Below are 25717 nucleotides of genomic sequence, written 5' to 3'. Positions count from 1 at the left end.
ATTCTCCAGTCAAGGGGAGATTTTATCATGGAGAAACGATAGGATTAAGGAGCAACAATAATGCTCAAAATCGGTCAACTTTCCCTAGAAAGTGGCGTTTCAATTAAAACGATTCGTTATTACGAGGAATTAGGACTAATTCAGTCTCCTGAGAGGACAGAGGGAAAATTTCGCCTATTTACTCCCGATACTGTCCATCGCTTGCTATTTGTCAAGAGATTGCAATCTTTGGGTTTGAGTCTGCAAGATATCCGCGAATGTTTAGTAATTCATGACCATGGAGAATTACCCTGTGGAGATATTCAGGAAAAATTAATTAAACATATTGCTGAGATCGATAAACAAGTGGAACAATTGCTTTTATTGCGTCAACAATTAACCGAAACCCTGCAAGGATGGACGGATACACCTGTAAAAGACGATCAATTTATTTGCCCTAATCTCAAGGTTTAACTATCATGAACAAGTTAATTTTATTGGCAACTTTAGCAATGATTTCTACTCCTGTCATTGCTCAACATCTACATCCTCAGTCACCTCAAACTCAGACTTTACAAGCAATTCCAGACAATATACCAGCTTGGATGTATAACAAGCAACGTAATCATATTTATCCCCAAAGAGGGGTTTATAACAATGCAATTTATAATGTCAGAGATTTAGCTTTAGACTTGAATGCGATCGCTGTTGGTCATGCTTTTGCTTACGAAGATATTGTAACAGGAAAAGCGAAAGATTTAGAAACTAAGACATACCAAAAAATTAATTGGGTTTTAAAAAATCCGCCTAAATTTATGCCCGATGAGGGTAATATTTCCCCAACTTTTGGCAGAAAATATGGCGTTTTAGAACAGGTTTTCGAGTGGGCGCATATTTTCCATGATCAAACCGTTGATGTTTTAGCCAGCAGCAAATTAACCAACGAGGAAAAAGAAGCAGAAATTGAAAAATTATATCAATTTTACTTGACAAAAGTTCCCTATGCTATTACTGGATTACCCATGAATATGGGCTATCTGGATTCCCAGCCCTATTCTAAAGCCTTTCGGCAAAAATATCCGAAAGTAAATGGCTTATTTTGGGGCTACCATTGGTTACAAGGAACCATGTATGACTTGCTTTATGAAAAGACGCTAGAAGAACAAAAACAAGCTTATAAACAGGTGGGAAAACAATACCATACTAAGGAATTGTATCGCACCGATCGAGCTTTTATGCCCATGTTTGCCGAACTTAGTCCCAAGTTTGCCCGACGTTTTCCCGAAATATCTAACACCTTTGATAACCTGCATATGTTGCATGATATGGTCAATGATATTCTGGCTTCCGATTGGCTAACTCCCCAACAAAAAGACGAACAAATTACCCGCGCTATTTGGTTAGTCATGGCTGCTAATCATCGGGAAATGGAAGCAGGAAAAAATTATGGTGGTGAAGGACTACACGATCATCGTTTTGAGTCAGGAATTCCGGGTATGGGATTAATGCCAGCAGATATTTCTCACGAAGGTCATAATCACGACAATCCTGATAATTCTGAGAAAAAACCTGATGATTCTCAGGGACATGAGGAAGAAGATCACCAACACCATAACCACGAAAATCACTCTCCGGAAAACCCTCCTAATACGGAGAAAAAACCTGACAACAGCAATGAGCAACAGGAACCGATAAAATGAGAAGATTTTTATTAATTGCTGTGGGTTTAGTTGCCATTTTTACTAATCCAGTTTTTGCCAACGATCATAATAATCTGGATTCTGGTCGTCCCCTTTCTTTTGATGATGCTGAGAGTATCGGTTTTGGGGAACAATCGATAGAATTTGGTACTGGGTTAGTCTTTCCTGAAAACAGCAATGTCGGTGGTGAATTTGATCTTGAATACCTCAACGGTATTATTCGCAATGGTCATATTATTATCGGTATTGATCCACAAGTGGGAGGACGAGTTAATAGTAATGACACGGATTTTGATGTGGGAAATTTATCTGTAGGTTTTTTCTATAATTTCAATCGCGAATACGATAATGTTCCCGCTTTTGCTATTCGTACTGATGTGGGATTACCGACGGGAAATAATGCTAGGGGATTAGATTTTCGTCTGCGGGGAATTGCCAGTAAAACTGTCGGTCAATTCGATCGCTTGCATCTTAATCTCGATTTAAACATAAAAACTGACCCCGATAACGGCGATCGAGCTTTTTTACCGGCTGCAATTCTTGGTTATTCGCGACCAATTGGTTATCCGAAACGTTTTGATCGCACTTTTTTAGCAGAATTGGGCGTAATTACCAGTGATAATAGTAATGGTGGGGCGTTGATTCGCACTGGAATGGGAATTCGTCAACAAATTAATCGTCAAGGTGTGATCGATTTCGGTATTGAGGGAGATATTTCTACTAATAGCAATGATCAAAGTCAATTAAAGTTAAAAATTGGTTATTCCTTTGGATTTTAGATATTGAGTCTTGTGGTGGGTTAGGGACAAGATTAAATTTGTCGATATATCACCTAAGTTATTCTTGCCTAACTCACTCTGCTAAACCGAATCCGATCCTTTAACAAAGACAAAGAGACGATACCCCTTCAAAACCAGTTGATAGGATTATGGTAGTGACCGAAATCAATTTTTAAGAATCTAGAATAGGCGTTATTGTCTATTCTCATCCAAATAACGGCTCAATAGCTTGTTATATGCACTTTTTCTCGGTATTATCATGGCCTATCCTCTCTACGTCGCTTTTATTTGGCATCAACACCAACCCCTTTACAAATCCTGTCAAACTCGCGCGGATGCTTCGGGACAATATCGCTTACCCTGGGTGCGACTGCATGGAGTGAAAGATTATCTCGATTTAATCCTAATTCTAGAACGTTTTCCCAAATTACACCAAACTGTCAACCTTGTCCCCTCTTTAATCCTGCAATTAGAGGATTACGTCAACGGACTAGCTATGGACCCCTATCTTGCTCTCACCGTCACCTCAGAAGCGCAGTTAACCCTGGCACAAAAACACTTTATCATCGAACATTTTTTCGACGCAAATCATCGTACTCTCATCGATCCGCACCCCCGTTACGCCCAATTATACGCACAGCGTCAAGAAAACGGTCATAGTTGGTGTATTAACCATTGGCATCTACAGGATTATAGCGATCTCTTGGCTTGGCATAACCTCGCTTGGATCGATCCTATCTTTCACAGTGACCCAGAAATCACAGCCTGGTTAGAACAGGGAAAAAACTTCACTTTAAGCGATCGCCAGCGAATTATCTCCAAACAGCGTCAAATTCTGCGTCGTATCTTGCCGCAACACCGGTTAATGCAGGAAACTGGACAACTAGAAATCATTACCAGTCCCTACACCCATCCGATTTTACCCCTGCTGGCCAACTCGGAAGCCGGCCGGGTAGCAGTGCCGAATATGACCCTTCCTCGCCAATATTTCCACTATCCTGAAGATATTTACCGCCATCTCCAGAAAGCTTGGCAAATCTATATCGATCGCTTTGATAAGCATCCTCGAGGACTTTGGCCCTCGGAACAATCCGTTAGTCCCGCGATTCTCCCCGCAGTCGCTAAACAGGGTTTTCAGTGGTTATGTTCCGATGAGGGGGTGTTAGGTTGGTCTCTGGGACATTACTTTCATCGCGACGAAAAGGGCAATATTAGCGAACCAGAATTGCTTTATCGTCCCTACCGTCTGGAAACTAGCAACGGCAATTTATCCATGGTTTTCCGCGATCATCGTCTCTCGGATCTGATCGGATTTAGCTATAGTGGCATGAAAGCAACCGAGGCCGCTACAGACTTAGTTAAACACCTAGAAGCGATCGCCGAACAACTGAAAACCAACGCAGAAACCACGACCCTAGAAAAACCCTGGTTAGTTACCATTGCGCTAGATGGCGAAAACTGTTGGGAAAACTATCATCAAGACGGTTTACCCTTCCTAGAGAACCTTTATCAACTTTTAAGCGACCACCAAGCGATCGAATTAGTCACCGTCTCCGAATATCTCGATCGCTTTCCCGCTAATGCCAAAATCCCCGTCAATCAACTTCATAGCGGCTCTTGGATCGATGCCAATTTTACCACTTGGATCGGCGACCCCGCTAAAAATAAAGCGTGGGAATATCTAATTTTAGCCCGTCAAACCCTGGCTAATCACCCAGAAGCGACGGAAGATAATAACCCTGACGCCTGGGAAGCATTGTATGCAGCGGAAGGTTCCGATTGGTTTTGGTGGTTTGGTTATGGCCATTCTTCCAATCATGACGCAATTTTTGACCAACTTTTCCGCGAACACCTGATCGCTATTTATCAAGCTTTAAATGAGCCAATTCCCTCCTATTTGCTCGAACCGGTGGAAGAACACGGGGATAAACAAAGTAATCGTCCGCTGGCTTTTATTCACCCCATTATCGACGGTTTTGGTGACGAACAGGATTGGGATAAAGCTGGACGGGTCGAAATTGGCGGCGCCAGTGGTACGATGCACCGGACTTCCTTAGTACAAAGGCTCTTTTTCGGTTGGGATCACCTCAATTTTTATTTGCGTTTCGATTGGAAACCGGGGGCGGAATTAGGCAAAGATATCCCGCCTGAAGTGCATTTATATTGGTATTATGATGAAGTGCATCGTCTGCAAAGTCCAATTCCCCTAACAGATATTCCCCATCGATCGCCCCTCGATTACGGTTATCATCATCATCTAGGAGTTAATTTAATCACGGAATTTACTTGGTTAGAAGTCGCTCAAGAGTATTTTACTTGGCAACGAGTTCCTAGTAGTGCCAAAGCTTCTTTTAATCAATGTTTGGAAATTGCTGTCCCCTGGGAAGGATTACACATTGAACCCGATGCTCGTCTCCATTTAATCGCAGTTTTAGCTAATCAAGGTCAATACTATGATTTCCTACCCGTTGAAGAATTAATCTTCCTGCAAAGACCTTAAATCAGTGATCAGTGATCAGTGATCAGTAATCAGTAATCAGTGAAAAGACAGATCGATGATCCATCTAAAGAATCCAGTATTAGAGCGGTCTTACTGGGGCTACTCGTGATAGATTTCTATAGGAAAAATAAATTGAAATTGTCTAAGTATGACTAACTGTGCGCTACCTGCATATACAGGCATTCGACCCCGAAAACCTGTTGATATTCTCTTTATTAACTTGAGCAATCTGCCTGGTCGGCCAGTTTATCCTTACGCTTTTGTTCAAGTATCTGCACTTGCTCGACGGGTGGGGCTATCTGTTGTTCGGTGGGATGGGTTGGAGTTGAGCCTACAACACAAGCTTGATTGTATTGCCCAACTGATCAGGAACCACCAACCCCGTGCCGTTGCTTTCACGATTCGACAAGCAGATTCCGTTGCGGCTGATAATTACATCAGCATTGATGCCAAAACTCCTGCCAAAAATCCTTGGTTTCCAGTAGAAGAAACTCGTGCGGCGATTTTACACGTGCGTCAACTAACCGATGCCAAGATTTTTGTTGGGGGCTTTAATTTCACTGTTAACTCTGTATCGGCCGCCGAGTATTTACAACCTGATTTTGGTATTCTTGGTGAACCTGACGAGTTTTTCCGGCACTTTGACGAAGTTCTCCAGGGTACAACTGAGGGAATATCCAACTTAGTCTATCGTGCTAATGGTAAGTGGCAGCAGAATCAACGGGTATTCTGGGGGCCTTTAGACGATATAGAATACTCCGAAGACATTATTGACGAAATATTCCGCTTTCATGGCGAACGCACCCTGCGAAACGCCCATCTTGAAAGTGTTCCAGGTCTCGGTTCCTATAAAGACACAGGAATTTCCATTGCCATTGAAATAGCTCGCGGTTGTCCTTGCGCTTGTGTCTTTTGTTGTGAACCAAAGGTAAAGGGAACTACTGTCCAGTTACGAAATCTCGATGTTATCGAGGCTGAAATTCACAACTTACTGCGCTATGGTCTCAGGTATTACTGGTTTATTTGCTCTGAACTGAATTTTGCCAAGGATCATGTTCTAGAGTTGGCTGAAAGAGTGATTCGCATTAACGAAACATTAGCCAATCCAATATTCTGGCGTTCTTACTTTCTACCTGTGAAATTCAATAAAGATGAATTTCGACTGCTTTTGAGATCGGGGCTGTTGATTGAACAGAGCGCACCCTTTTCAACCTTGAGCGATGAAAACCTAAAACAGATGCGGGAACCCTATCGGGTTAGGCACGCTCTAGAGCATATCAACAATCTGATGGAACTCAATGAAGAACCAGAGTTCGCCGAAAGACGACAACCCCGTTGGGTACTTTGGTCATGGCTAGGAAATCCATACGCAACACTGGACTCTATTCGCACCACCTTAGAAACTTTTACCAAAAATCAGCTTGATCTAAAGTTTGATGAGGCCGATAGTTATCCCGCTTTAAGGGTTTATGAATGCCTTGATAATCTTCCCGAAGAGGCCAGACAACAAGTGATTACGATTACTCAAAATGAGGAGACTCCTAAAACGCTATTTCACCCATCCTATTACTACAATTCCAAACTCTTACATCATTTTGGGGGGATTGCCGAAGTCCACAATTTCATGCAATATGCGCGGGAAACTTTTCTCTCTAGATACTACAGGCTAACACGCAACTGGCGTTTATTTGTCCAAAGCATAGATTTCTCACAGCTAGAGGAATTGATGTCTTGCCTCAAGGGTATTAGCTTAGAAGGAGTTCCACTGCCTCCCTGGGTAGAACACCCAGATCTAGGAACGCTCAACCCAATTTACTGGCAGGAACAGGCATACGCCTTGTTACATCAGGAAAGCTCCAAGTTAAAACAGTTAATCAAGGAAACTGAATTAGACCAAGATGATGGCAATGCCATCCTTGCCTTTATCTTGCACACAGTTTTCTCAGTCAATCGCCAAGAAATGATACCTGTTTTTGAGAAGCTGAAATTGCCTGTTGACCCCGAAGGATATCCACCCCCATCATCCTACCTTACGGTTTCTAAATTAATTAAATTCTATACTAGCGAAACTTCAGTGTTTGAGGTGGTGCAGCAGGAATTCTCTCTTAAACAAGTGACACTATTACACTATTATTTCTATGCTATTGATGTTCGGCTCGATCCCAAATACGCCTTTCTAGCACAGACTTGAATAGGCTAACCTGAAACTTAGGGCGGTGCCGAAGACACCCCGTAACAGTACACCGATCATCTGGTCGGGTGCTTTATTTTTTCTGGGGTTAATTTTCGGTGACTTCTATTAGATTGCAACATCTGCTCGAAAACTTGACAGATGGGGGTTTTGAAAGTGCTGACAAAGTTTTCACCGATATTCAGCCAACCCTAGATAGTCCCATGATCTAGCTTTTTCAGGGCGCTGAGAGCATGGAGACGGACGATCGCCTCCCCGTCGGCTGCTAAAGTCAGCAAAATACTTTTATTATCCCGATCTAATTCTCCTAAAGCGATCGCTAGAGACTGTTTAACTCCCGTATCAGCGAGGATCGCCGGACGAGAGTGATAAAAATTACTGAGAATTTCCCCTGCTTGTCGGCGTAATTTCTGGCCTGTTTGCCGGCCGAGAATAGCGATAATTTCCCGACAAATCAAGATATTTTCGCTATATAACGCCTTTTCTAGGTAATTTAAAGCTTCCTCATCTCCGATCCAGCCTAATGCTCGCACTACAGTTAATTTTAAACTATCGGGAGTTAAGGAAGATTGCAGCAGTGGATTTAAAGCTTTGGCTGAGGTTGCTGTGCCGATACGGCCGAGAGCGATCGCCGTTTCTTGACAGATATCGAGGTGGATATCGAATAACAGCGGTTGCAGATGGTTAACTAAATCTGCTTGGGGATAATTTGGCCCTAGGTAACTACTAGCTTTAATTGCTTCCCGTCGCACCTCGATGGCCGGATCCTGTAAAGCATCGAGGATCATCGCAGTAATCTGGGGATGGTGAAAACTGCTTAAAGCTTCGATCGCCATGGCCCGAATGGTGCTAGATTGATCCTTAACTACGGTTAAAAGTGGTTCGATAATTTCCGGCCGGCGAATTTGTGATAAAGCTTGTACGGCTAAAAAACGCCTGTTCGAGTCGGACAGTAATTGTTCTAAACTGGAGATTGCAGAACTGCCGATATTGGCTAAAGCAGCCGCAGCCATTTGGCTGAGTTCCTCCTCCTCCGATCTTTGCAATAATTGACTGAGAGCGAGAATACAGGCTCGATCGTCAAATTGACTGAGAATTCTTGCCAGAAACCAGCGCATTTCCCCATCTTGTTCCTCGGATTCTAACAGGGCAATTAAAGGAGCGATCGCTGGTTGGCCGATTTGGGGAAATAGTTTCGCTATCTCCCATCGCTGTTGAAAATCGCATTTTTGTAAAGCTTCTAGGGCTAAATCGAGGATTTCATCGTTAATAATCGGTTCAATCGCATCTTTTTGGTTTAAAAGTCGCTGTATGCTGGTGTTTACTGTCTCCCAGTCTTTTTTATTCAACGCTATCTGAGCTTTTTCTAGCAGAGCTTGCATCGTCAGAAATGGCCTCGATTTTCGTGCTACCTATCCCAAGAATGTCAGACTTTCTCGCTTTTGTCTTCTCCCCTATGCAGGAAACCGATAATAAATCTCAAAATTGTGCATCAGACTTCAGTAGAGGGCGCATCAGCGATCGCACAGTAGGGACGACTATAACAAAGGGGTGTTTCCAGGTCGTGTTGTTCCAAAAATTCCCGATTACTTAAAATCTTAGCGGTTTCTCCCTCTCCCACCACCTGACCACGACTTAACACCACTGTGCGATCGCATAATTCTAAAGCCAGATCGAGATCGTGGGTGGCGATCACCTGGGTTTGGGGTAAAGTGGCCAACAGTTGTATTAATTGCCGACGGGATCGGGGGTCCAGTTGGGCGCTAGGTTCATCAAAAACTAAGACCTGCGGCAACATAGCTAAAACCCCCGCAATGGCCACGCGTTTTTTTTCACCCCCCGATAGATTCTGACTGTTTCTCTTACCGTAATGCTGGGAATCCAATCCCACCGCGTGTAAAGCATGATGACAGCGATGGTTTAAATCCTCTCCCCGAATTCCCTGATTCATCGGGCCAAAAGTCACATCTTCCCAGACAGTGGGCATAAATAGCTGATCGTCGGGGTTTTGGAAGACTAAACCGACAAAATTGCGGATATTTTCTAAATTCTCCGGTTTAACTTGGTAGGGACCGACGGTGATTCTACCGGTTTGCGGCGGGAGAATACCGTTAAAATGCAGTAATAAGGTGGATTTTCCCGATCCATTGGCCCCTACCAAAGCCACCTTTTCCGTAGCTTCAATGGCTAAATTAATACCCTTTAACGCTTCTGTACCGTCAGGATAGGTATAAACTAGGTTTTCAATAAAAATCGGGTTGTGGTGCATGAAAAACGAGACTTTTACCTGAGTAGATGTACCATTTGACCCCAGAGGATCAGAATTACTATGCCAATTATAGCGAGATAATCGTTCAGTTTGCTTTGGGGAACCTGTACAGAAAGTAAGGAACCAGTGTAACCCCTCGATAACATGGCTTGATAAATGCGATCGCCACGTTCGTAGGTACGGATAAATAAAGAGCCGATCATGTGTCCCACTAGCAGCCGTTGCCATCGGGGACTACTCATTAAGTTACGCGCAATTGCTGCCCTTCGCATGGAATTAAATTCAGCGATCAAAACAGCTAGATAACGGTACATAGAAGCCAAAATTGCCACCAATAACGGGGGAGTTTTCAGAGTAACTAATGCTTGCAACAGGTCGGGAATCGCTGTCGTTAAAACCAGAATATTGACCGTACAAAGACAGAGAAAAGCTTTTAGGGCGACACTGCCTAACACCAGCAATCCCTCGCTAGTTATCCGCAAAAATCCCCAAGACCAAAGAATTTCGCCGCCATCGCGAAAAAGGGTTCCCAATAAAACCACACCGATAAAGACAAATTCGATCGCTACTCTTTGTAAAAGCACGGGAATAGTCACACGACTGATCAGAATTAAAATAATTAATCCTAATCCGTAAATCCCCCAAGTTTCCCAGCTACCATTGGGAGTTAAGGCTGTGGCAAAAACTAACAAAAGAGTAACTAAAACCCTGGTATGGGGCGCAAGTTTTTGCCAAAAAACGAAATTTTGGCAATCATTTTCGGGAGAAAAAGTGGCAATGTGTAGCATTTATTCAGTGATCAGTTAGAAAGGGGATATAGGGATATAGGGGTTTAGGGGTTGAGGGAAATTTCAGCTCAATGCCCCACTACCCCACTTCTCGACTCCTGATTCCTTACTCCTGATTTTGGGATTTTGGAATGACTAATTTACCGATACCCCAAGCGATACCGAAAGTGGCAAGAGTTCCCAGAAAACCGGCGAGGGGAGTGGCGACACCTTGGGGAACACCTTTGAGGGCATAACCATCAAAAATTCGGGCGAAGGGTAATTGACCGCCGAGGGCGTTAGGGTCTTCTTTTTGGCTAAATTGCAAGTCTTCCGCCACTCGATCGAGTCCATCGGGATCGGGACTGGCAAAGGGAGAGAGAAAAACGGCGATAATGAGGGAACATACTAGGCCAATCAGAAAAAATTGGCTATTTCTGCGAATATTCATGGGCTAATCTTTATTGACGAGAAGCGTAGGCAGGGGGAACAGAAGTATTAACGGAATGGGGCGGATCGTAGAGGAGATCGGGACGAGTTCGCCAGATATAACCGACAGCGAAAACCGTAATCACCGCTTCCCCGATGCCGATGAGGATATGCCAAGATAACATGGCAAAAAGGGCGACTAAAGGCGGTACAGTGCCAGATAAAGCCAATTGCAGGGCGCAAGCTAACGCCGCCACCACTACACTTGTCCAAGCAGCCACGGCAACAGCGATCGCCATACTGCGCCAACTATTAAAACCAAGGGCTTTTCTCATCCCCAGATAGAGATAATAACCGCCAAAAGTCCCGATCAGACCCATATTGACGATATTCGCCCCCAAAACCGTTAAACCGCCATCTTGAAAAAATAAAGCCTGAACGATAAAAACCACCGCCATCACCAGAGAACCCGCCCAGGGACCGAGTAAAACCCCCGCCAGAGTCCCCCCTAATAAATGTCCGGAGGTTCCCCCCGGAATGGGAAAATTAATCATCTGGGCGGCAAAAATAAAGGCGGCACAAACTCCCATCAAAGGTACAGCCCGTTCAGCGTAGTGACCGCGCACTTTTTTGAGAGAAAAGCCAATCAGGACAAGGGCAATTATCCAAGTAAATAGACTCACCGATGGACTCAAAAAGCCGTCGGGAATATGGAGGGCGAGATAAGGGGTCAGGAGAGGGTGAAACCAACCCACTCCTAGAAAATTAATAGACATTAAAACTCAGTCTCCTTGGCAATTTGGGTTAAAGATTTCAATAGAATTGTTTCGCTGGGACGTAAAAGTCCTATCTTCTAGTAGATAACTAACCGCTTTATTCTACAATGCTCTCTCTGGGGATTTAAACCCTTTAGCTTCTTAAGAATTTCTGTTATTTTTCTGGCCGTCAGGGTTTAGCTATCAGCCAAAATCTCAATTATTCTCCAGCTTCAAACTTTTTAAATTATTATTAATTTTTCCAGTTTTTTTCAGTTTTTATGCTAGTCCTTAATCAGTGAGCAGTGATCAGTTAGAAGAGGCTGGTGACTATTAACCAGTTAAGATAAATAAAGATGAATCAGCTTAAAACTTTTGCTTGATTCGGTTTACTAGCTGGTTTAATTGTGGCTATTGCCAAGCGATCGGTGGTCAGGTTGGTGCTTTAATTGTAATTGGTTTACAGGTCATCTAATGATAAGCTATCAGAGATAACCCCCTCTTTTTCGCTTTTTCTAGCTTGGTATAAAACCGTGATCAACTCTGAAGAAAAAAGACCGACTTGGGATGAATATTTTTTAATGATCGCTAAATTAGCCGCCACCAGATCCACCTGTTTAGCTTTTCCCGTCGGTGCGGTAATTGTCAAAGATCGGCAGGTTTTAGCCACGGGTTACAATGGTTCTCCATCAGGAACAGTTCATTGTACTGCCCAGGGTTTTTGTTATCCCGGTTTGGGAACCTGTCGAGAATCTGGAGAAATTCCCTCTCGGGCAATTCATGCCGAAGCTAATGCGATCGCTCAAGCGGCCAAACACGGTATTTCTACCCAAGGAGCTAGTATTTACGTTACTTTAGAACCCTGTATTTCCTGCTTGAAACTAATTATTTCTTCGGGAATTAAAGAAGTTTTTTATGAGGCGGACTTTAATAGTGGGACAAAAGCCATGTTAAGGGATTCTTTTCTAGAAACGGGGATTATTAAGTATAAAAAGATTTATTTATCAGAAGAAATGGCTAGTCATGCGGCCTTATTTTTATTAAATCCCATTTCGCTCGATCTCAGGTAGTTCTCGTCATCAGGCTAATTAGTAGGAAAACTCTCTAAGCTGTTGACTATCTAAATTACTCGTTAAGACTGCGCCGGGGTGCCGGATTTGGGAGCAGGGAGAGGAAGTTTGAGCGTTTGTACTAAAATTCTCAATCCACAGTTTCAATACAGTACAGCTAACACAATTCTGGCTTTAAGTCAATACCCTTTACAAAACTTCAAAAATTGCCTCACAAAAAAATGTCACCTTTAGCGGCTTTTTTTGGGGAAGGGAATCGATACAGTCCCCTGATTGTCTCGGTTTTCCGTTGATTTGAGGTTTAACGCTTAAACTAAGCCCACAGCATACCACGATCATACCATATTAATAAATGTAGGCAATCCCGATTTACAGCCAAATTTTGGCAAATTCTGGGAAAACTTAGATATCGTAACTTCATTGTTACATTTAACTGATTGGCTAAAATATTTAAATATTTTAATTATTTATCTATAAAATTAGAACTTTTACTTATTGCCAGAGGCTGATTAACTAGGGTTGGGCAAAAAAGCTTGTAAGCTATATTTGAAGTCAGTCGAATCGGTAATGAATAATCGATCTTTAGTAACTGGATTTAGGGATTTTATCGGGGGCTGTATTAGCCTAGACTAACACAGCCCAAAGTTACGGTTTAAATGTCCAAATCCGTAAGATTTAAACGCGATCCGTGGGTTTCGATAAATTCTCGCCGGGGGGCAACTCGATCGCCCATAAGAATCGTAAATAATTCCTCAGCTTTGGCTGCGTCTTCGATTTCCACCCGTTTTAAAGTGCGAGTTTCGGGATTCATGGTAGTATCCCAAAGTTGTTGGGGCATCATTTCCCCTAACCCTTTAAAACGTTGGATTGTGTAGTTAGCATTAGAGGGAAATTCCGCTATCTTTTGCTGTAATTCTCGATCGCTATAGCAGTAGGAATGATTTTTACCGCGTTCCAATTTATAGAGAGGAGGACAGGCGATATATACATAACCTTGATCAATTAAATTCTTCTGATAACGATAGAAGAAAGTTAACAACAAAGTTCGGATGTGGGCGCCATCCACATCAGCATCAGTCATTAAAACAATGCGATGATAGCGCAATTGTGAGGGGTCGAAATCTTCTCCTTTAATCCCTAAACCGAGGGCCGTAATTAAGGATTGAATTTCCGTATTTTTGTAGATTTTGGCATCATCGGTTTTTTCGATATTGAGGATTTTTCCCCGCAGAGGTAGAATCGCTTGAAAACGACGATCGCGCCCCTGTTTGGCACTTCCGCCGGCGCTGTCCCCTTCGACGATGTAAATTTCTGACTTTTCCGGGTCTCTTTCGCTACAATCAGCCAATTTACCAGGTAAAGGTGAGGATTCCAGAACCGATTTCCGTCGTACTAAGTCCCGGGCCCGTCGGGCTGCTTCCGCCGCTTTGTACGCTTGTACTGCTTTTTCGATAATCGTGTCGGCCACTTGGGGATTTTGTTCTAGGTATTCGTTGAGAGTTTCCCCCACCAGCGAATCAACAATACCCCGGACTTCGGTGTTACCCAATTTGGTCTTGGTTTGGCCCTCAAATTCTGGTTCGGGGACTTTTACGGAAATAACGGCGGTTAAACCCTCACGGACGTTTTCCCCCGCGAGATTAGGCTCATTTTCTTTAATTTTATTGCGTTTACGAGCGACATTATTTAAAGTACGGGTCAGAACTGCCTTTAATCCTTCTAAGTGAGTTCCCCCGTCAATGGTGCGGATATTATTAGCAAAACCGAGAATATTGTCGCTATAGGCATCTATACACCACTGAAACGCCACTTCGATATTAATTCCGTTCTTTTCCCCCGATACATAGATAATATCTTTGTGCAGGGTTTCTTTTTCCCGACACATATAGGCAACATATTCTTTAATACCCCCCTCATAACAATAGGTTTCGATGTGGGGTTCTTCGGCACGGTAATCGCTAAAGGTGATTTTAACACCGGCATTTAAGTAGGCTAGTTCTCGTAAACGTCCGGAGAGGGTACTGTAATCAAATTCGATGCCTTGGCTAAAAATTTCGGTGTCTGGCAGGAAATTAACCCTAGTTCCTGTTTTTTCCCCTTCACTAGGACTGCTGACCAATTCTGTGACGGGGATACCCCTTTCGTAGCGTTGGGTATGTACTTTATGATCGCGCCAGACGGTCACATCGACCCATGCGGAAAGAGCATTAACGACGGAAATCCCGACTCCGTGTAACCCTCCCGATACTTTATAGCCACCACTGCCAAATTTACCGCCGGCATGAAGTATAGTGAGAACGGTTTCGAGGGCAGATTTACCCGTGGTGGGGTGGACATCGGTGGGAATACCCCGGCCATCGTCGGTAACGCTGACGGAACCATCGGCCTTGATATCCACTTCGATATGAGTACAGTAACCCGCTAGGGCCTCATCGATCGAGTTGTCCACCACTTCATAGACTAAATGATGTAGTCCCCGCGGCCCGGTCGTACCGATATACATACCCGGCCGCTTCCTGACTGGTTCTAACCCTTCGAGAACTTGTATCTGTTCCGCGCCGTAGTTACTTGTCATAAAATTTCCCTAAAAAGGCTGTGATCCCTGATTGAACCTAAATGAATGGCAAAATCTTCAAAAATTGTAGCACATAAGGGTTAAAGACTGCTTAAATGCCTTTAGGGAGAATTTTTTATTGGGGTTGGGGTGTTGGTCAGTAAACAGTGAGCAGTAATCAGTAACAAGTAAAAAGGCAGCTGCGAGCTTGTCCCTTAATACTATTCACTGAAAACTCACACTTGATCACTGAAAACTCACACCTGAACACTGATCACTGATCACTGATCACTACCAATTACCGATCAATAGTTTCTAAACAATGTCATCCTCAAATTTATAACCGACACCGACTACAGTTTTGATAAAGATGGGATTAGCAGGATCGGGTTCTACTTTTTTGCGTAAGCGTCGGATATGGGTATCTACTACCCTTTCATCGCCAAAAAAATCATTTCCCCAGAGATTATCGATTAATTGGGTGCGACTCCAGACGCGATTAGGATAACTGACAAAGGTAGCTAATAAATTAAATTCTAAGGTGGTTAAATCGAGGGTTTCCTCCGGCATTCCCTCTAATTTACGAAGAGCAGAATGTTGATCTAAGTCGATAATAAAATGACGGCTGCGATGGAGTTGCTGGGGTTGACTATCGTGTCTTAAACTACGTCTTAATAAGGCTCTTACGCGAGCGGTTAATTCCCGGGGACTAAAGGGTTTGACCATATAATCATCGGCTCCCGTAGATAGACCGATAATGCGATCAATTTCTTCTCCCCTAGCGGTTAACATTAAAATATAGGGATCTTTTGCACCGGGTTTTTGCCGAATTCTAGCACACAATTCTAGTCCGTCTAATTCGGGTAACATTAAATCTAAAATAACTAATTCTGGTTGCTTTTGATAAAATAGTTCTAGTCCTACCCTACCATTATAAGCCAGATGACAAGTAAAGGACTCCCTCTCTAAAGTTTGCTGAATCAAATGGGCGATTTCAATTTCATCCTCGATAATAACGATATCCATACAAGGGAAAATTTTTACAAATATCTAGGCATATTTTAACATATTAGCCATTCATTTCTCACTCAAGCTTGAACATTGAAATAATTGTAATTTTTGAGATTTTTTGGGGGGGAGAGTTGCCAACTCTCCCGACTTTGGTGGACTGGGGACTTTTCAAGGTAAAGGGACAAACTGCTCACCGGAGGGAGTCGATCGCACTTGAATTAACACCGGTTGACCGATGCGATCGCCAGTATTAGGATCAAAGCTAATTTTTCCGGTGGCCCCTGTTTGTTGAAAATTGCCGGAGCGCAGCAGGGATTGTAGGCCCTGACGATGAGGATTTTCCCTTAAACCGGCAATAATCACCCGTGTAGCGTCAAAACTGGTGGCTGTGCGCCAACTAACCGGACCGCGCCACTGTTCCTGCATAAGATTGGCAAAAGTCTGGTTAAGCGATGGGTGCCAGGGTGCGGCAAGGGTTAAACCTTGGGCGTTTTTGCCGCCATCTTCGAGGGTGCGAATATTGTAGAGGGTGGGACTACTAAACAGAGGCAAACGCTGACGATTGGAGCGAATAACCTCAAAAACGGGATCGAGACGATCAACATGAGCGACGACAAATAGGCCGTTAGCACCCCCAGAAATCGCCTGATTAAGAGCTTGATCGGCCTTAAAATTGGGGACGCTCAGATCGCAGACAATCGGCACAATTTGACCGCCTTTTTTCGCCACATTAGCCATCAACTCATCTTTAAAGGAAATATTATCGGGAGCTTGAGAATCGTAGCAAAAAGCAATTTTCCGGACTTTAGCAGTATTTACTATGTAATTTGCTAAGATTTCCGTAATTTTGCCGTTAGAAGCCACCAGACGAAAGATATAATTTCCCGCACCGGAGAGATTATTAGCCAGGGAGGTGGGAGAAATCATCACCAAACCACCTTTTTCGTAGATGGGAGCGGCGGCTAAACTGGCATCGGAGGCATTATGACCGATAACAGCGATAATATCAGGATTTTTGACTAATTCACTGGCTACCTCTTTCGATATCTGCGGCTGATTATCGTCATTAACCACGATAACCATCAGTTTTCTGCCGTTGATCCCTCCCTGTTGATTGATCTGGGTTTGTGCGCTGGCGACTCCTCGCAATATTTCCTGAGCGACGTTGGGATTAGTTGTAGCTGGCACAACAACGGCGATTTTAAAGGGATTTGAGCCAGTTTGCAGGTTGCTGAGATAAATTATGCTTTCGGGATCGTTGGGATGTTGAGCGAGGGATTTTTGCAGGAGTTGCTCTGCTTCTTGGTGATCACCTTGAGCAATGGCAGCGATCGCTGATTCTTTGATGGTGTTAGAATTAGTTTTGATCAGGAGATGATTGCCGTAACTGATGCGGGGATTATTATCGGCTTTTGGGGCAAATATTGCCAATATTTGGGGAAAAAGAAACCAACCGATCAACCCCAGTAAAATATAGAAAATTGGCGGTAAGCTCGCTTTTTTGCCAGTCTTTGTCATCGCTTTACTCCTTAACTTTGCTGATTGAATTCGGCTAAACGGCGGTTAATTTCGTCATCAAGGCTTAAGAAATCGATTTCTTGAGCTAATTTCTCGCTATAGTTCTCGCTTAATTCACTATAGGCGTTTTCTTTTCGATAACGGTCTTTAATCGCTTCATTGGCATCCTCAAAGCGATCGCGGGAGGTATTGAGGTTGAGACTACTATCAAATTCGTTTATTTTACCTAAAGCCTCATTCATGGAACTAATCGCTTTTAAGTTGCTCATTTCTAACTTATAATGCTCGATTTTTTCCTGCTCTTTACGAAGTTTTTCCTTAGCAGCAATGACCACTTTTTCGGCATTATCGACCCGATCTTTCATGGCGGGTAGAATTTTTTCTAGGGAGATAACCTTAACCATAGCCAGTCTTGCCGCTTCTTGAAGTCCTTTTTTTTGAGCGGTGACAGCCTGCTGCAAGTAGTTTGTGTGTTCCTGTTTTTTTGCCTCGTATTGTGCTTGAGCCGATTGCTGGGCGGCTACTACTTGCGCCACCGATTCTGTCAATTCCGCTAGGGATTTTTGCATCGATTCTAGGGATTCTTTGGCCGATTCTACGGCAATTTTTCCGCCGGATTCGATGGGAATACCCCACAACCAATTCCAGATCGCAACGAGAGAATTTCCTGCCTTATCACCGATCAGCCAAAAAATCAAGGCCTTTGGGGTTAATTTTTTTAACAATTTCATGCCGTTTGTCTCCTAGAGGTGTTACCTGTTAATTAGGAGTGATGGCCAACTTTAATGCAGTGGGTAAGGTTAAGTTTTGTAAAAAGTCTTGACAAGGATAGGAAGGTTTAGAGTAGACCGGCAGATTTAATGGGAGCGAGGGGGACAAATTGACCATTTTTGACCTGTAGAATCAAGTAGCGGCGATCATCAGGATTATTATTCATGTTGCGGACACCATTCTCATCGAATCTAACCGTGCCAGTCATTCCTTCGATAGAAAAATCCTCTCTTAAAACTTGATTTAATGATTCTCGATCGAATTTTTGTCCTTGTTGGGATAACTGTCGCAAAGCGTTGAGGATAACTTTGGTCGCATCGTAGGCCATGGGAGTGCGCCAAACATTGATCTTATTTTGCCAAAAACTGTGGATATAATTATCTTGTGTGAGATCATACCAAGGCACGGCGATAACTAAATTTTCTACCCCCTGTTTACCTTCTGCAAGGGTGAGATAACTTTGAAAAGAGGGGGAACCCAAAATTACTAAGTTTAACTGTTGTGCGGGACGTTGCTTAAAGATACTGACGGCTCTTTTCAGATCGTTAATATAGGGAGCAACCATGAGAATATTTACTTGATATTGAGCGATTTTTTGATAAATTTCTTGTTTATCTAAATTAATTTTTGGTTCGATATTGCAGTCAAAATCTTCATCTTTGACGAATTTTTGAAACTGCTGACCGAGAAGAATGTTTCTATATTTTTGAGCAAAGTTATAATTATCCCCAGAGCGACTATCGTAACAAATTAAATTAGTGGGGTTTTGGATAATTAGCTTGTCAGTTTGTTCGCGGATATATTCAGTTAAGCTTGTGGCAAAAGTTTCCAGATCGGGAACCATTTTATATATATAGCCATTACCAGATATTTTCAGGGAAAAGCTGGTGGGAGATAGGGCCACAATTTTCCCTTGTACATAAATATCTTTGGCCGCTTCACTAGCAGCAGAAGCATTATGACCAACCACTGCTATGATTGACGGATCTTTAACAAATTTTTCGGCTCGATCTTTGGCATCTGCGGCACTATTATTATCATTAGCGACCACTACCTGTAGAAAGTGAAAATCGGGGTTGTTGGCCTGTTCATCATTTAACTCCTGTTGCAATAAAGCAATACCTCGTAAAATTTCTTGAGCTATTTCTGGATTATTACCAAGCGGAACACTGGTGGCAATTTTTAAGGGATTTTTGTCTTGATAGGCCGCACGAGCGTTATTATAATAGATGCGAATTTCTGGATTATTGGGCAAGCGATCAAGGGATTTTTTAAAAAGCTGAACTGCTTGTTTATATTCTTGGTTTTTAAAAGCTTGTCTTCCCCGTTCAATAATGTTATCTTGTCGATTTGTCTTTAATAATATTTCTTCACCTAAGCTAATTTCTGGGTATTTACTAGCATCACCGGAAAATACTCCTCCCCAATATAAAACCGATAAAGTTACCAGAAGACTTAAAATAAATAACAGAGCTTGTTTCCAGCGACTAGATAGACGGAAAGGCCAACTTTGCTCATCATTATTTTGGTGATTTTCCTCCGTATTTTCAGGGGGTAAAGGTAGAATTAACGGTGATTCTTCAGGATTTTCTATCAAACGAGGCAGCAAAGAAGAACTAGCAGCATCCACCTCAAATTCATGTAATCTTAATTCTTGTCGAGCAATTGTTAAGGATTCCTGTAGGGATTTATGTCCAAGAAAATTGGGAAGAAAAACTTCTAGAAATCTCAAAGCAACCCGCACGGCGATCGGTTCTTTCATAACAATAATATGCGGTACTCCAATATTAGCCAACTGACGACCAATACCTAACCCATCGCAGGAGTTACAGATAACAAGTTTTAATCCTTTTTTAACAGCTATTTCTAGGGAATTTCTTAAGTTATGATCAGGAGATAAAGCCGTATCATTATCAATGATAAAAACTCCATCGTGACCGTCGCTACTGGTTTGACTATGACCTAAATAAACTACAATATCCCATTGATTTTTGATCAACTCATTGTGAATATTTTTTGTTGAAATAGGAACTTTTGAACTGGGACTCAATATTTGCATAGAAACCTGATTTGGGTTTCCTAGTAACATTTGTAAACTGGATAAACACAGGTAATTATGATCGTTTTTGATGTCAATATTGCCCAAAATTACTAAAACCTTAATTGGAGGAGTAAGGTTAATTATCGGGGGATTTCTCTGGATAGTAAGAGCAATTTCCACATCGGGACACCATTGGTGTAAAAAATTCCAACACTCCCAGGGAATTTGTTGTAGATCAAAGTGGGTAGTTTGGATAAAAAATCTGACTTCTGACTTAGTATTTATATGGAACAAGATATGATTTTGTATCGAACTCAGAGAACTGGAATTTAGCCATTCATTTAAGCTATCTTTTAAAGTTTTAGTGGCTTTTCTGAGGTTGTCTCTAGGATCACCTAACGCTGCATGGGTGATCATACTATGAGGAACGGTAATTCCTAAACTGGGTTGACTTTTTACCCAATGATAATAAGCTCGACGATAATTTTGCAAAGCGTCAGCAATGTCAAGGTTAGGGACTAATTTACCCTCGGCAAAAGGCGCTATCAAGCGATGATTGTCACGAATTTCTAGAGTGACGGAGAATCCCGTTGCAAAATTTCCCTCCCCAATTTTCAGAATCACAACTCTGCTCATGTCTTTATCCTTGACATTTTCTGCTATCTCTATTAAATCCTAAACTGTTCGGTAATGCTACTATCCCCTAAACTTAGGTTAACATTAAAGCGATCGTCGGCATCAGCTAGAAAATAAAGTTGTAGATAGCTATCTAAGGGTTTCTCCCTTGCTATTGCTTCTAAACTGGGGATTAATTGGCCTATTTCATCGCTAATTTGCAAAGATAAACCGGGGGGTAGCTTGGCAAAATTGTCCATGGCATAGGCACGAATTAAGACAGCAATTCTCTGGTGACTGGTCGATAAAACTCCCACCATTAAAGCGATTTTATAACCCATTAATTGACTACCCACATCGAGCATTTTGCGGATAGCAGCATTGGGATAATGGGGATCGATATTCCAGAGATATTCGGCCGCTTGCCAGCGAATAGTTTCATCTTGGGTTTGATGTTGTAGTTTTGCTAAAGCTTCCTCTGGGGTTAAATGTTCCGAAAATTCCACCCCTTTTTGACTAGCATACAGTTGTCTAATTCCTCGCTGAATATCTGCTGGAGATTCTCGACTGCTGATTTTTTCAGCAGCCAACAAAAACCCTGGATTAATTGGACGATAATTGTCGAGGATTTCCTGCCATTTCTCTGTAATAATTCCCTGCAACCATTGACTAAGTTTGGTGGGGATTACCTCTAAACGCTGCTGATAAAGTTTTTCTCGCCATTGTTGATTATTCAACAAAGCTAACCACTGCTGAAAATTAATATCTAATCTTGGAGAATAGGGTGAAACTTGACTTAACTTTTTAATTAAATTTTCTGCTGTTGCTGGCGATAAATTTGCTAGAGATTCCAGCTTTCCTTTTTCACTCTCTCCCTCTAAACAACTCTGCCAAAGAATATCTAAATCATCAATTATTTGCTCACTATCTAAATAATATTGATGGTAAATTGGATCGTATTCTGCGAGATTTTTAACATCTTCTCTGGATATAAAACCCCAGATATTGAGAAATTTTTCTGCTAAATCTACCTGTACCCCTAGATAAAAATCCGCCGCTAAATCGGGAATATCAACCCATTCTTGCTCTATTATCAATCCCTCAATGTCAATAGTTTGACTGGGAATAGTAGTCACTTTTTTATCTTGGACTTGCCAAGTAACCCCGTTAATAAACTCCCAAAGATACTGAGGGTTTTCAGGTATTATTTGAAGAGAAGAATCAAGATGATCTTTCAGCCAATTGCTTAAGCATATTTGCACTAAGTAATTAATCAAAGCCTGATTTTTGGCGGTTTGATTAGAGTATTGACCGAGAATCGATCGAGCTTGTTTAATCTCTGTTTCCGAAAAAGTTAGCCAAAGGGATTTTGGGTTAATTTGTTGCAAAATATCGAGGTTGACTTTCATGGTATCTCCTAACAGATTAGATTTAAGTTAAGTAGGACTGACAAAAATATTCTAGATAAGCATCGATCTCTTGTTTTTGCCGAGATTGTAATTTAATCTCATTTAACAACTTAGGACAATATTTGCCTTCCCTTGCACAGAGTAGCTGATAAACTTTTTTACATAATTGGGTTATTTCTCGACTAATAGTAGATGGATGAACTCCCAATCGATTAGATATCTGTGCCTGCGTCATCTTTTGATGATAGTAACAATATACAATCTGTTTAACTTCCTCCTCTTGAGTGATTAATAACTTATTGATATCTTCCTGGATTTCTTGCTGTTGTAGTAAGTCTTGATTTGTCCTCTTGCTGGGGAGATTTTCCCAAAAGTAATTGCTATCATGGTCATAATTAGTCGGCTCAAATTTAGAGTAAGGAGGATCGATATGATTACGCATTATCTCCCCTATTTGATTGAGTTTTGCTTGTACTTCCTCCACGGTGAGAATAACTTGCGGTTGTAACTGATGCAAGCGATCGATTACTTGTTGCCAATCCTCCTCTTGCCACTTATCCAATGATCTAGGAGAAGCTTTTTTTACCTCTCGAAAACAGTTAAATATTAGCAGATGATTCTCGGTAAAGATACCCGATGCTCGTAAAACTTTTTGAATTTTATTCGCACTAAAAAGACTGACTATACCGAGATTAGTCCTGCCAATAGTTTTATACTCTCCTCGCAGGAAATTATAGAGAGTATTTCTTAATTTTTTATCTGTCCATTTTTCTAAGATTAAGCGAAAAAATACCGGTTTGGTCTTTTTATCCTGAAAGTTACTGTAAAAATTGCTAGGATTGTTGGTGATTGCCGTGGCAAGCAAGTTCAGCAAATAGTAGAATAGGGTTTCATAATCAGCATCGATCCGATGGCCAACATTTTGATAGACCCTTTGCGTTACTATACAGGAGCGATATTGTAAAAAAACCATCCAATGAGACTTGACTAATTGGTTATTAGGATCATTCTGTAACCATTGCCACAGATCAAGATACACTGCTTCGTCATTTGCCACGCTTCCAGCGATCGCATCGATCGATCTTCTTAATTGTGGCACTTCGCACCAGAAAACTCGATCGCCTTCAATGGATTTAATAGTAGTACAAAAGCACCTAACGCGCATCTCTATCACCGGCTACAGGTATCTACTATCTGATTAGGTAAAATCAGAGGATTTTTTGCAAGAGTGGCAAATAAATTGAGCGATTCCCTTGCCAAGCGCACCTCTTTCTCTGACAATAGATGAGAGACTGATGAGAAACTATCAGTTATAGTGAGACAGCCTTAGCAAACCAGTAAAAGACTCATAAATTCACTCTGAGCTGCCACAAATTGCCGTCATACCAACTTCTAGGACAAAAATAGGAATGCGAGTAACTTTTACCGAAAATCAGGGTTTTAGAAAGGAATTGAATAAACGGGTTGATGCTTATTTTACCGAAAACGGCATCCCCACCAGAGATAATTTGGCCATGTACCTGAAGACGATCACGATTTTAACTTGGGTAATTGCCGCTTGGCTGTTTGTGCTTTTTGGTCCGGATATCTGGTGGCTAAAAATTATCGGTTGTATGGTTTTAGGAGGAGGATTAGCGGGAATTGGTTTTAGTATCGGTCATGATGCCAACCATGGCGGCTATTCTAGTAAAAAATGGGTTAATTCTCTCCTTGGCATGAGCTACGATTATATCATCGGTACTTCCAGTTATCTCTGGCGTTTTCGTCATAATTATCTCCATCATACCTACACCAATGTTTTAGGGTATGATGTGGAAATTCACGGCGATGGTGTGGTGCGAATGACTCCCCATGCCGAGCATAAATGGTATCATCGTTATCAACATTTATTCATCCCGATTCTCTACGCTATAATTCCTATATATTGGTCATTCTCTGATGTGCGCTCTATCCTCTTTCGTAATCGTTTTGGCGAGATTAAAATTCCCAATCCTAAACCGATCGATCTATTCGTTTTATTAAGCGGAAAAGTTGTTTATCTCTTTTGGTTTATTGGCATTCCTCTCTTAGTTGGTTATAGTCTTCTAGAAATAGCGATCGGTTTTCTCATTGCTTTTATGACCTATGGAGTGCTTGCCTGTCATGTATTTATGTTAGCTCACGTTTTGGAACCCGCCGAATTTATTCAACCCTCGGTAGCTAACCAAATCGAAGACGAATGGGCAATCTTTCAAGTGCGAACTACCGTAGATTTTGCTCCTAAAAATGCTTTTCTAAATTGGTATTTAGGTGGATTAAATTATCAAGTTGTTCACCATCTTTTCCCGCAGATTTGTCATATTCACTACCCTAAGATAGCCCCAATTTTAGCGGAAGTTTGCCAAGAATTTGGCGTTAATTATGCTGTTTATCCCACCCTGCGCGGGGCTTTAGCTTATAATTATCGTTGGCTCAGACAATTAGGCAATAAACAAAGTAATTTCGATCTCAAATTAGCCAGCTAAAATCAGTGATCAGTTATCAGTTATCAGTTATCAGTTTTAAGTTTTCAGTGAATAGTATTAAGGGACAAGCTCGGAGCTGCCTTTTTACTGATTACTGTTGACTGTTTAATGTTTACTGATTACGGATCTCTTATTCTTTGTGTGATAAGTTTAACTTATATAGTAGTGTTCGATCTTTGTGTCCTCTGTGTCTCTGTGGTTCTTTCCACTCACTGCCCCAAGACTGTATCTTAGAATACATTTTACCCACCAAACCTAAGAGAGCCTGATTACTGATTACTGTTGACTGATTACTGATTACTGATTACTGATCACTGAAAAATGAACCTACCCAACTCGATTACCCTATCGCGACTCTTGGGACTGCCATTAATTTTATACTGGTTGCACCAAGGCACAGAAATCGATCGCTGGTTAAGTTTAATTGTCTTTCTGATTGCTGCCAGCACCGATTGGCTCGATGGTTATCTAGCGCGAAAATTGAATCAAATCACCGAATTAGGGAAATTTCTCGATCCTTTGGTCGATAAATTGCTGGTTCTCGCTCCCCTCTTAGCTCTGATTGAAATGGATTTAATTGCTGCTTGGGGAGTATTTTTGATTCTAGCTCGGGAATTAGCGATCGCTGGTTGGCGCATTAATCCGAATTTAACAGGAAATAGCGACATAAAAGGGGCTAATTGGTGGGGAAAAAGCAAAACAGTCAGCCAAATTATCGCTATCGCTCTTTTAATTGCTCCCTTGCCTTCTGAATATAACTTAATTTCTCAGATTGCCTTTTGGCTATCGGTGACATTAACTTTAATTTCTGGTCTGATTTATATCACACCCAGCCCAAAATTAACCCAAAATTGA

The 25717-nt window shown here is 41.9% G+C and carries 20 protein-coding genes; 8 read left to right on the top strand and 12 right to left on the bottom strand.

The annotated features are described in order from the left end of the window. Positions 1–60 precede the first annotated feature (60 nt). The 5 genes from MiAbW_RS01390 (at position 61) to MiAbW_RS01370 (ending at position 7149) form a co-directional block, all read left to right on the top strand. Entirely contained in the window at positions 61–453 is a 393-nt protein-coding gene (locus MiAbW_RS01390; protein WP_151694611.1) for a heavy metal-responsive transcriptional regulator, read from the top strand. A 5-nt stretch (positions 454–458) separates the two neighbouring features. After that, entirely contained in the window at positions 459–1679 is a 1221-nt protein-coding gene (locus MiAbW_RS01385; RefSeq protein ID WP_151694610.1) for a hypothetical protein, read from the top strand. Then, the gene (locus MiAbW_RS01380; RefSeq protein ID WP_151694609.1) at positions 1676–2458 is read left to right on the top strand and encodes a hypothetical protein; all 783 of its coding nucleotides are present in this window, start codon (positions 1676–1678) and stop codon (positions 2456–2458) included. Before MiAbW_RS01385 ends, MiAbW_RS01380 begins: the two co-directional genes overlap by 4 nt. 259 nt (positions 2459–2717) lie before the next feature. Next, positions 2718–4958: a glycoside hydrolase gene (locus MiAbW_RS01375; protein ID WP_151694718.1), complete on the top strand. Its 2241-nt coding sequence runs from the start codon at positions 2718–2720 to the stop codon at positions 4956–4958. Between the two features lie 148 nt (positions 4959–5106). Next, positions 5107–7149 (top strand): B12-binding domain-containing radical SAM protein, encoded by a 2043-nt coding sequence (locus MiAbW_RS01370; RefSeq protein WP_151694608.1) that lies wholly within the window; start codon positions 5107–5109, stop codon positions 7147–7149. 191 nt (positions 7150–7340) lie between these two features. On the opposite strand, the gene MiAbW_RS01365 is transcribed toward MiAbW_RS01370, so the two are convergent. From MiAbW_RS01365 to MiAbW_RS01345, 5 genes are all read right to left on the bottom strand, one after another. Beyond that, entirely contained in the window at positions 7341–8531 is a 1191-nt protein-coding gene (locus MiAbW_RS01365) for a HEAT repeat domain-containing protein (protein ID WP_151694607.1), read from the bottom strand. Positions 8532–8641: 110 nt separating this feature from the next. After that, positions 8642–9418 (bottom strand): energy-coupling factor ABC transporter ATP-binding protein, encoded by a 777-nt coding sequence (locus MiAbW_RS01360; RefSeq protein ID WP_151694606.1) that lies wholly within the window; start codon positions 9416–9418, stop codon positions 8642–8644. 14 nt (positions 9419–9432) lie between these two features. Then, the gene (cbiQ, locus tag MiAbW_RS01355; protein WP_151694605.1) at positions 9433–10206 is read right to left on the bottom strand and encodes a cobalt ECF transporter T component CbiQ; all 774 of its coding nucleotides are present in this window, start codon (positions 10204–10206) and stop codon (positions 9433–9435) included. A gap of 106 nt (positions 10207–10312) precedes the next feature. Next, positions 10313–10636 carry a PDGLE domain-containing protein gene (locus tag MiAbW_RS01350; RefSeq protein ID WP_151694604.1) on the bottom strand — a complete coding sequence of 108 codons (324 nt, stop codon included), beginning with the start codon at positions 10634–10636 and terminating at the stop codon, positions 10313–10315. Between the two features lie 10 nt (positions 10637–10646). Next, positions 10647–11390: an energy-coupling factor ABC transporter permease gene (locus MiAbW_RS01345; protein WP_151694603.1), complete on the bottom strand. Its 744-nt coding sequence runs from the start codon at positions 11388–11390 to the stop codon at positions 10647–10649. Positions 11391–11902: 512 nt separating this feature from the next. Between MiAbW_RS01345 and MiAbW_RS01340 the strand changes: the two genes are divergently transcribed. Continuing rightward, complete coding sequence (locus tag MiAbW_RS01340; RefSeq protein ID WP_151694602.1) at positions 11903–12439, top strand: deoxycytidylate deaminase; 537 nt, start codon at positions 11903–11905, stop codon at positions 12437–12439. Positions 12440–13091: 652 nt separating this feature from the next. On the opposite strand, the gene gyrB is transcribed toward MiAbW_RS01340, so the two are convergent. The 7 genes from gyrB to MiAbW_RS01305 form a co-directional block, all read right to left on the bottom strand. Next, on the bottom strand, positions 13092–15014 hold the full coding sequence (gene gyrB, locus MiAbW_RS01335; protein ID WP_151694601.1) for a DNA topoisomerase (ATP-hydrolyzing) subunit B: 1923 nt from the start codon (positions 15012–15014) through the stop codon (positions 13092–13094). A gap of 294 nt (positions 15015–15308) precedes the next feature. Next, positions 15309–16019: a response regulator transcription factor gene (locus MiAbW_RS01330; RefSeq protein WP_151694600.1), complete on the bottom strand. Its 711-nt coding sequence runs from the start codon at positions 16017–16019 to the stop codon at positions 15309–15311. Positions 16020–16172: 153 nt separating this feature from the next. Further along, complete coding sequence (locus MiAbW_RS01325) at positions 16173–17522, bottom strand: ABC transporter substrate-binding protein (protein ID WP_151694599.1); 1350 nt, start codon at positions 17520–17522, stop codon at positions 16173–16175. Positions 17523–17533: 11 nt separating this feature from the next. Then, positions 17534–18253, bottom strand: coding sequence for a PspA/IM30 family protein (locus MiAbW_RS01320; RefSeq protein ID WP_151694598.1), 720 nt, complete (start codon positions 18251–18253; stop codon positions 17534–17536). Positions 18254–18360: 107 nt separating this feature from the next. After that, positions 18361–20970, bottom strand: coding sequence for an ABC transporter substrate-binding protein (locus MiAbW_RS01315; RefSeq protein ID WP_151694597.1), 2610 nt, complete (start codon positions 20968–20970; stop codon positions 18361–18363). Positions 20971–21002: 32 nt separating this feature from the next. Further along, positions 21003–22358 carry a DUF1822 family protein gene (locus MiAbW_RS01310; RefSeq protein ID WP_151694596.1) on the bottom strand — a complete coding sequence of 452 codons (1356 nt, stop codon included), beginning with the start codon at positions 22356–22358 and terminating at the stop codon, positions 21003–21005. Positions 22359–22380: 22 nt separating this feature from the next. Next, positions 22381–23523, bottom strand: a complete 1143-nt coding sequence (locus MiAbW_RS01305; protein ID WP_151694595.1) for a helix-turn-helix domain-containing protein — start codon at positions 23521–23523, stop codon at positions 22381–22383. Between the two features lie 244 nt (positions 23524–23767). Here MiAbW_RS01305 and MiAbW_RS01300 point away from each other — a divergent pair, with 244 nt between their 5' ends. Both MiAbW_RS01300 and pgsA read left to right on the top strand, forming a co-directional pair. Next, positions 23768–24862, top strand: coding sequence for a fatty acid desaturase family protein (locus MiAbW_RS01300; RefSeq protein WP_151694594.1), 1095 nt, complete (start codon positions 23768–23770; stop codon positions 24860–24862). A 321-nt stretch (positions 24863–25183) separates the two neighbouring features. After that, positions 25184–25717 (top strand): CDP-diacylglycerol--glycerol-3-phosphate 3-phosphatidyltransferase, encoded by a 534-nt coding sequence (pgsA, locus tag MiAbW_RS01295; RefSeq protein WP_151694593.1) that lies wholly within the window; start codon positions 25184–25186, stop codon positions 25715–25717.

Origin of the sequence: Microcystis aeruginosa NIES-4325, assembly GCF_008974145.1 — a bacterium.
In the GTDB taxonomy this organism is placed as follows: Bacteria; Cyanobacteriota; Cyanobacteriia; order Cyanobacteriales; family Microcystaceae; genus Microcystis; species Microcystis aeruginosa_G.
This window is presented reverse-complemented; position numbering and strand designations above follow the sequence as displayed.

What these genes read in the sequence shown, in the direction of transcription:
- MiAbW_RS01390 (WP_151694611.1), top strand. Translation starts at nt 61, where the DNA reads ATGCTCAAAATCGGTCAACTTTCCCTAGAAAGTGGCGTTTCAATTAAA.
- MiAbW_RS01385 (WP_151694610.1), top strand. Translation starts at nt 459, where the DNA reads ATGAACAAGTTAATTTTATTGGCAACTTTAGCAATGATTTCTACTCCT.
- MiAbW_RS01380 (WP_151694609.1), top strand. Translation starts at nt 1,676, where the DNA reads ATGAGAAGATTTTTATTAATTGCTGTGGGTTTAGTTGCCATTTTTACT.
- MiAbW_RS01375 (WP_151694718.1), top strand. Translation starts at nt 2,718, where the DNA reads ATGGCCTATCCTCTCTACGTCGCTTTTATTTGGCATCAACACCAACCC.
- MiAbW_RS01370 (WP_151694608.1), top strand. Translation starts at nt 5,107, where the DNA reads ATGACTAACTGTGCGCTACCTGCATATACAGGCATTCGACCCCGAAAA.
- MiAbW_RS01365 (WP_151694607.1), bottom strand. Translation starts at nt 8,531, where the DNA reads ATGCAAGCTCTGCTAGAAAAAGCTCAGATAGCGTTGAATAAAAAAGAC.
- MiAbW_RS01360 (WP_151694606.1), bottom strand. Translation starts at nt 9,418, where the DNA reads ATGCACCACAACCCGATTTTTATTGAAAACCTAGTTTATACCTATCCT.
- cbiQ (WP_151694605.1), bottom strand. Translation starts at nt 10,206, where the DNA reads ATGCTACACATTGCCACTTTTTCTCCCGAAAATGATTGCCAAAATTTC.
- MiAbW_RS01350 (WP_151694604.1), bottom strand. Translation starts at nt 10,636, where the DNA reads ATGAATATTCGCAGAAATAGCCAATTTTTTCTGATTGGCCTAGTATGT.
- MiAbW_RS01345 (WP_151694603.1), bottom strand. Translation starts at nt 11,390, where the DNA reads ATGTCTATTAATTTTCTAGGAGTGGGTTGGTTTCACCCTCTCCTGACC.
- gyrB (WP_151694601.1), bottom strand. Translation starts at nt 15,014, where the DNA reads ATGACAAGTAACTACGGCGCGGAACAGATACAAGTTCTCGAAGGGTTA.
- MiAbW_RS01330 (WP_151694600.1), bottom strand. Translation starts at nt 16,019, where the DNA reads ATGGATATCGTTATTATCGAGGATGAAATTGAAATCGCCCATTTGATT.
- MiAbW_RS01325 (WP_151694599.1), bottom strand. Translation starts at nt 17,522, where the DNA reads ATGACAAAGACTGGCAAAAAAGCGAGCTTACCGCCAATTTTCTATATT.
- MiAbW_RS01320 (WP_151694598.1), bottom strand. Translation starts at nt 18,253, where the DNA reads ATGAAATTGTTAAAAAAATTAACCCCAAAGGCCTTGATTTTTTGGCTG.
- MiAbW_RS01315 (WP_151694597.1), bottom strand. Translation starts at nt 20,970, where the DNA reads ATGAGCAGAGTTGTGATTCTGAAAATTGGGGAGGGAAATTTTGCAACG.
- MiAbW_RS01310 (WP_151694596.1), bottom strand. Translation starts at nt 22,358, where the DNA reads ATGAAAGTCAACCTCGATATTTTGCAACAAATTAACCCAAAATCCCTT.
- MiAbW_RS01305 (WP_151694595.1), bottom strand. Translation starts at nt 23,523, where the DNA reads ATGCGCGTTAGGTGCTTTTGTACTACTATTAAATCCATTGAAGGCGAT.
- MiAbW_RS01300 (WP_151694594.1), top strand. Translation starts at nt 23,768, where the DNA reads ATGCGAGTAACTTTTACCGAAAATCAGGGTTTTAGAAAGGAATTGAAT.
- pgsA (WP_151694593.1), top strand. Translation starts at nt 25,184, where the DNA reads ATGAACCTACCCAACTCGATTACCCTATCGCGACTCTTGGGACTGCCA.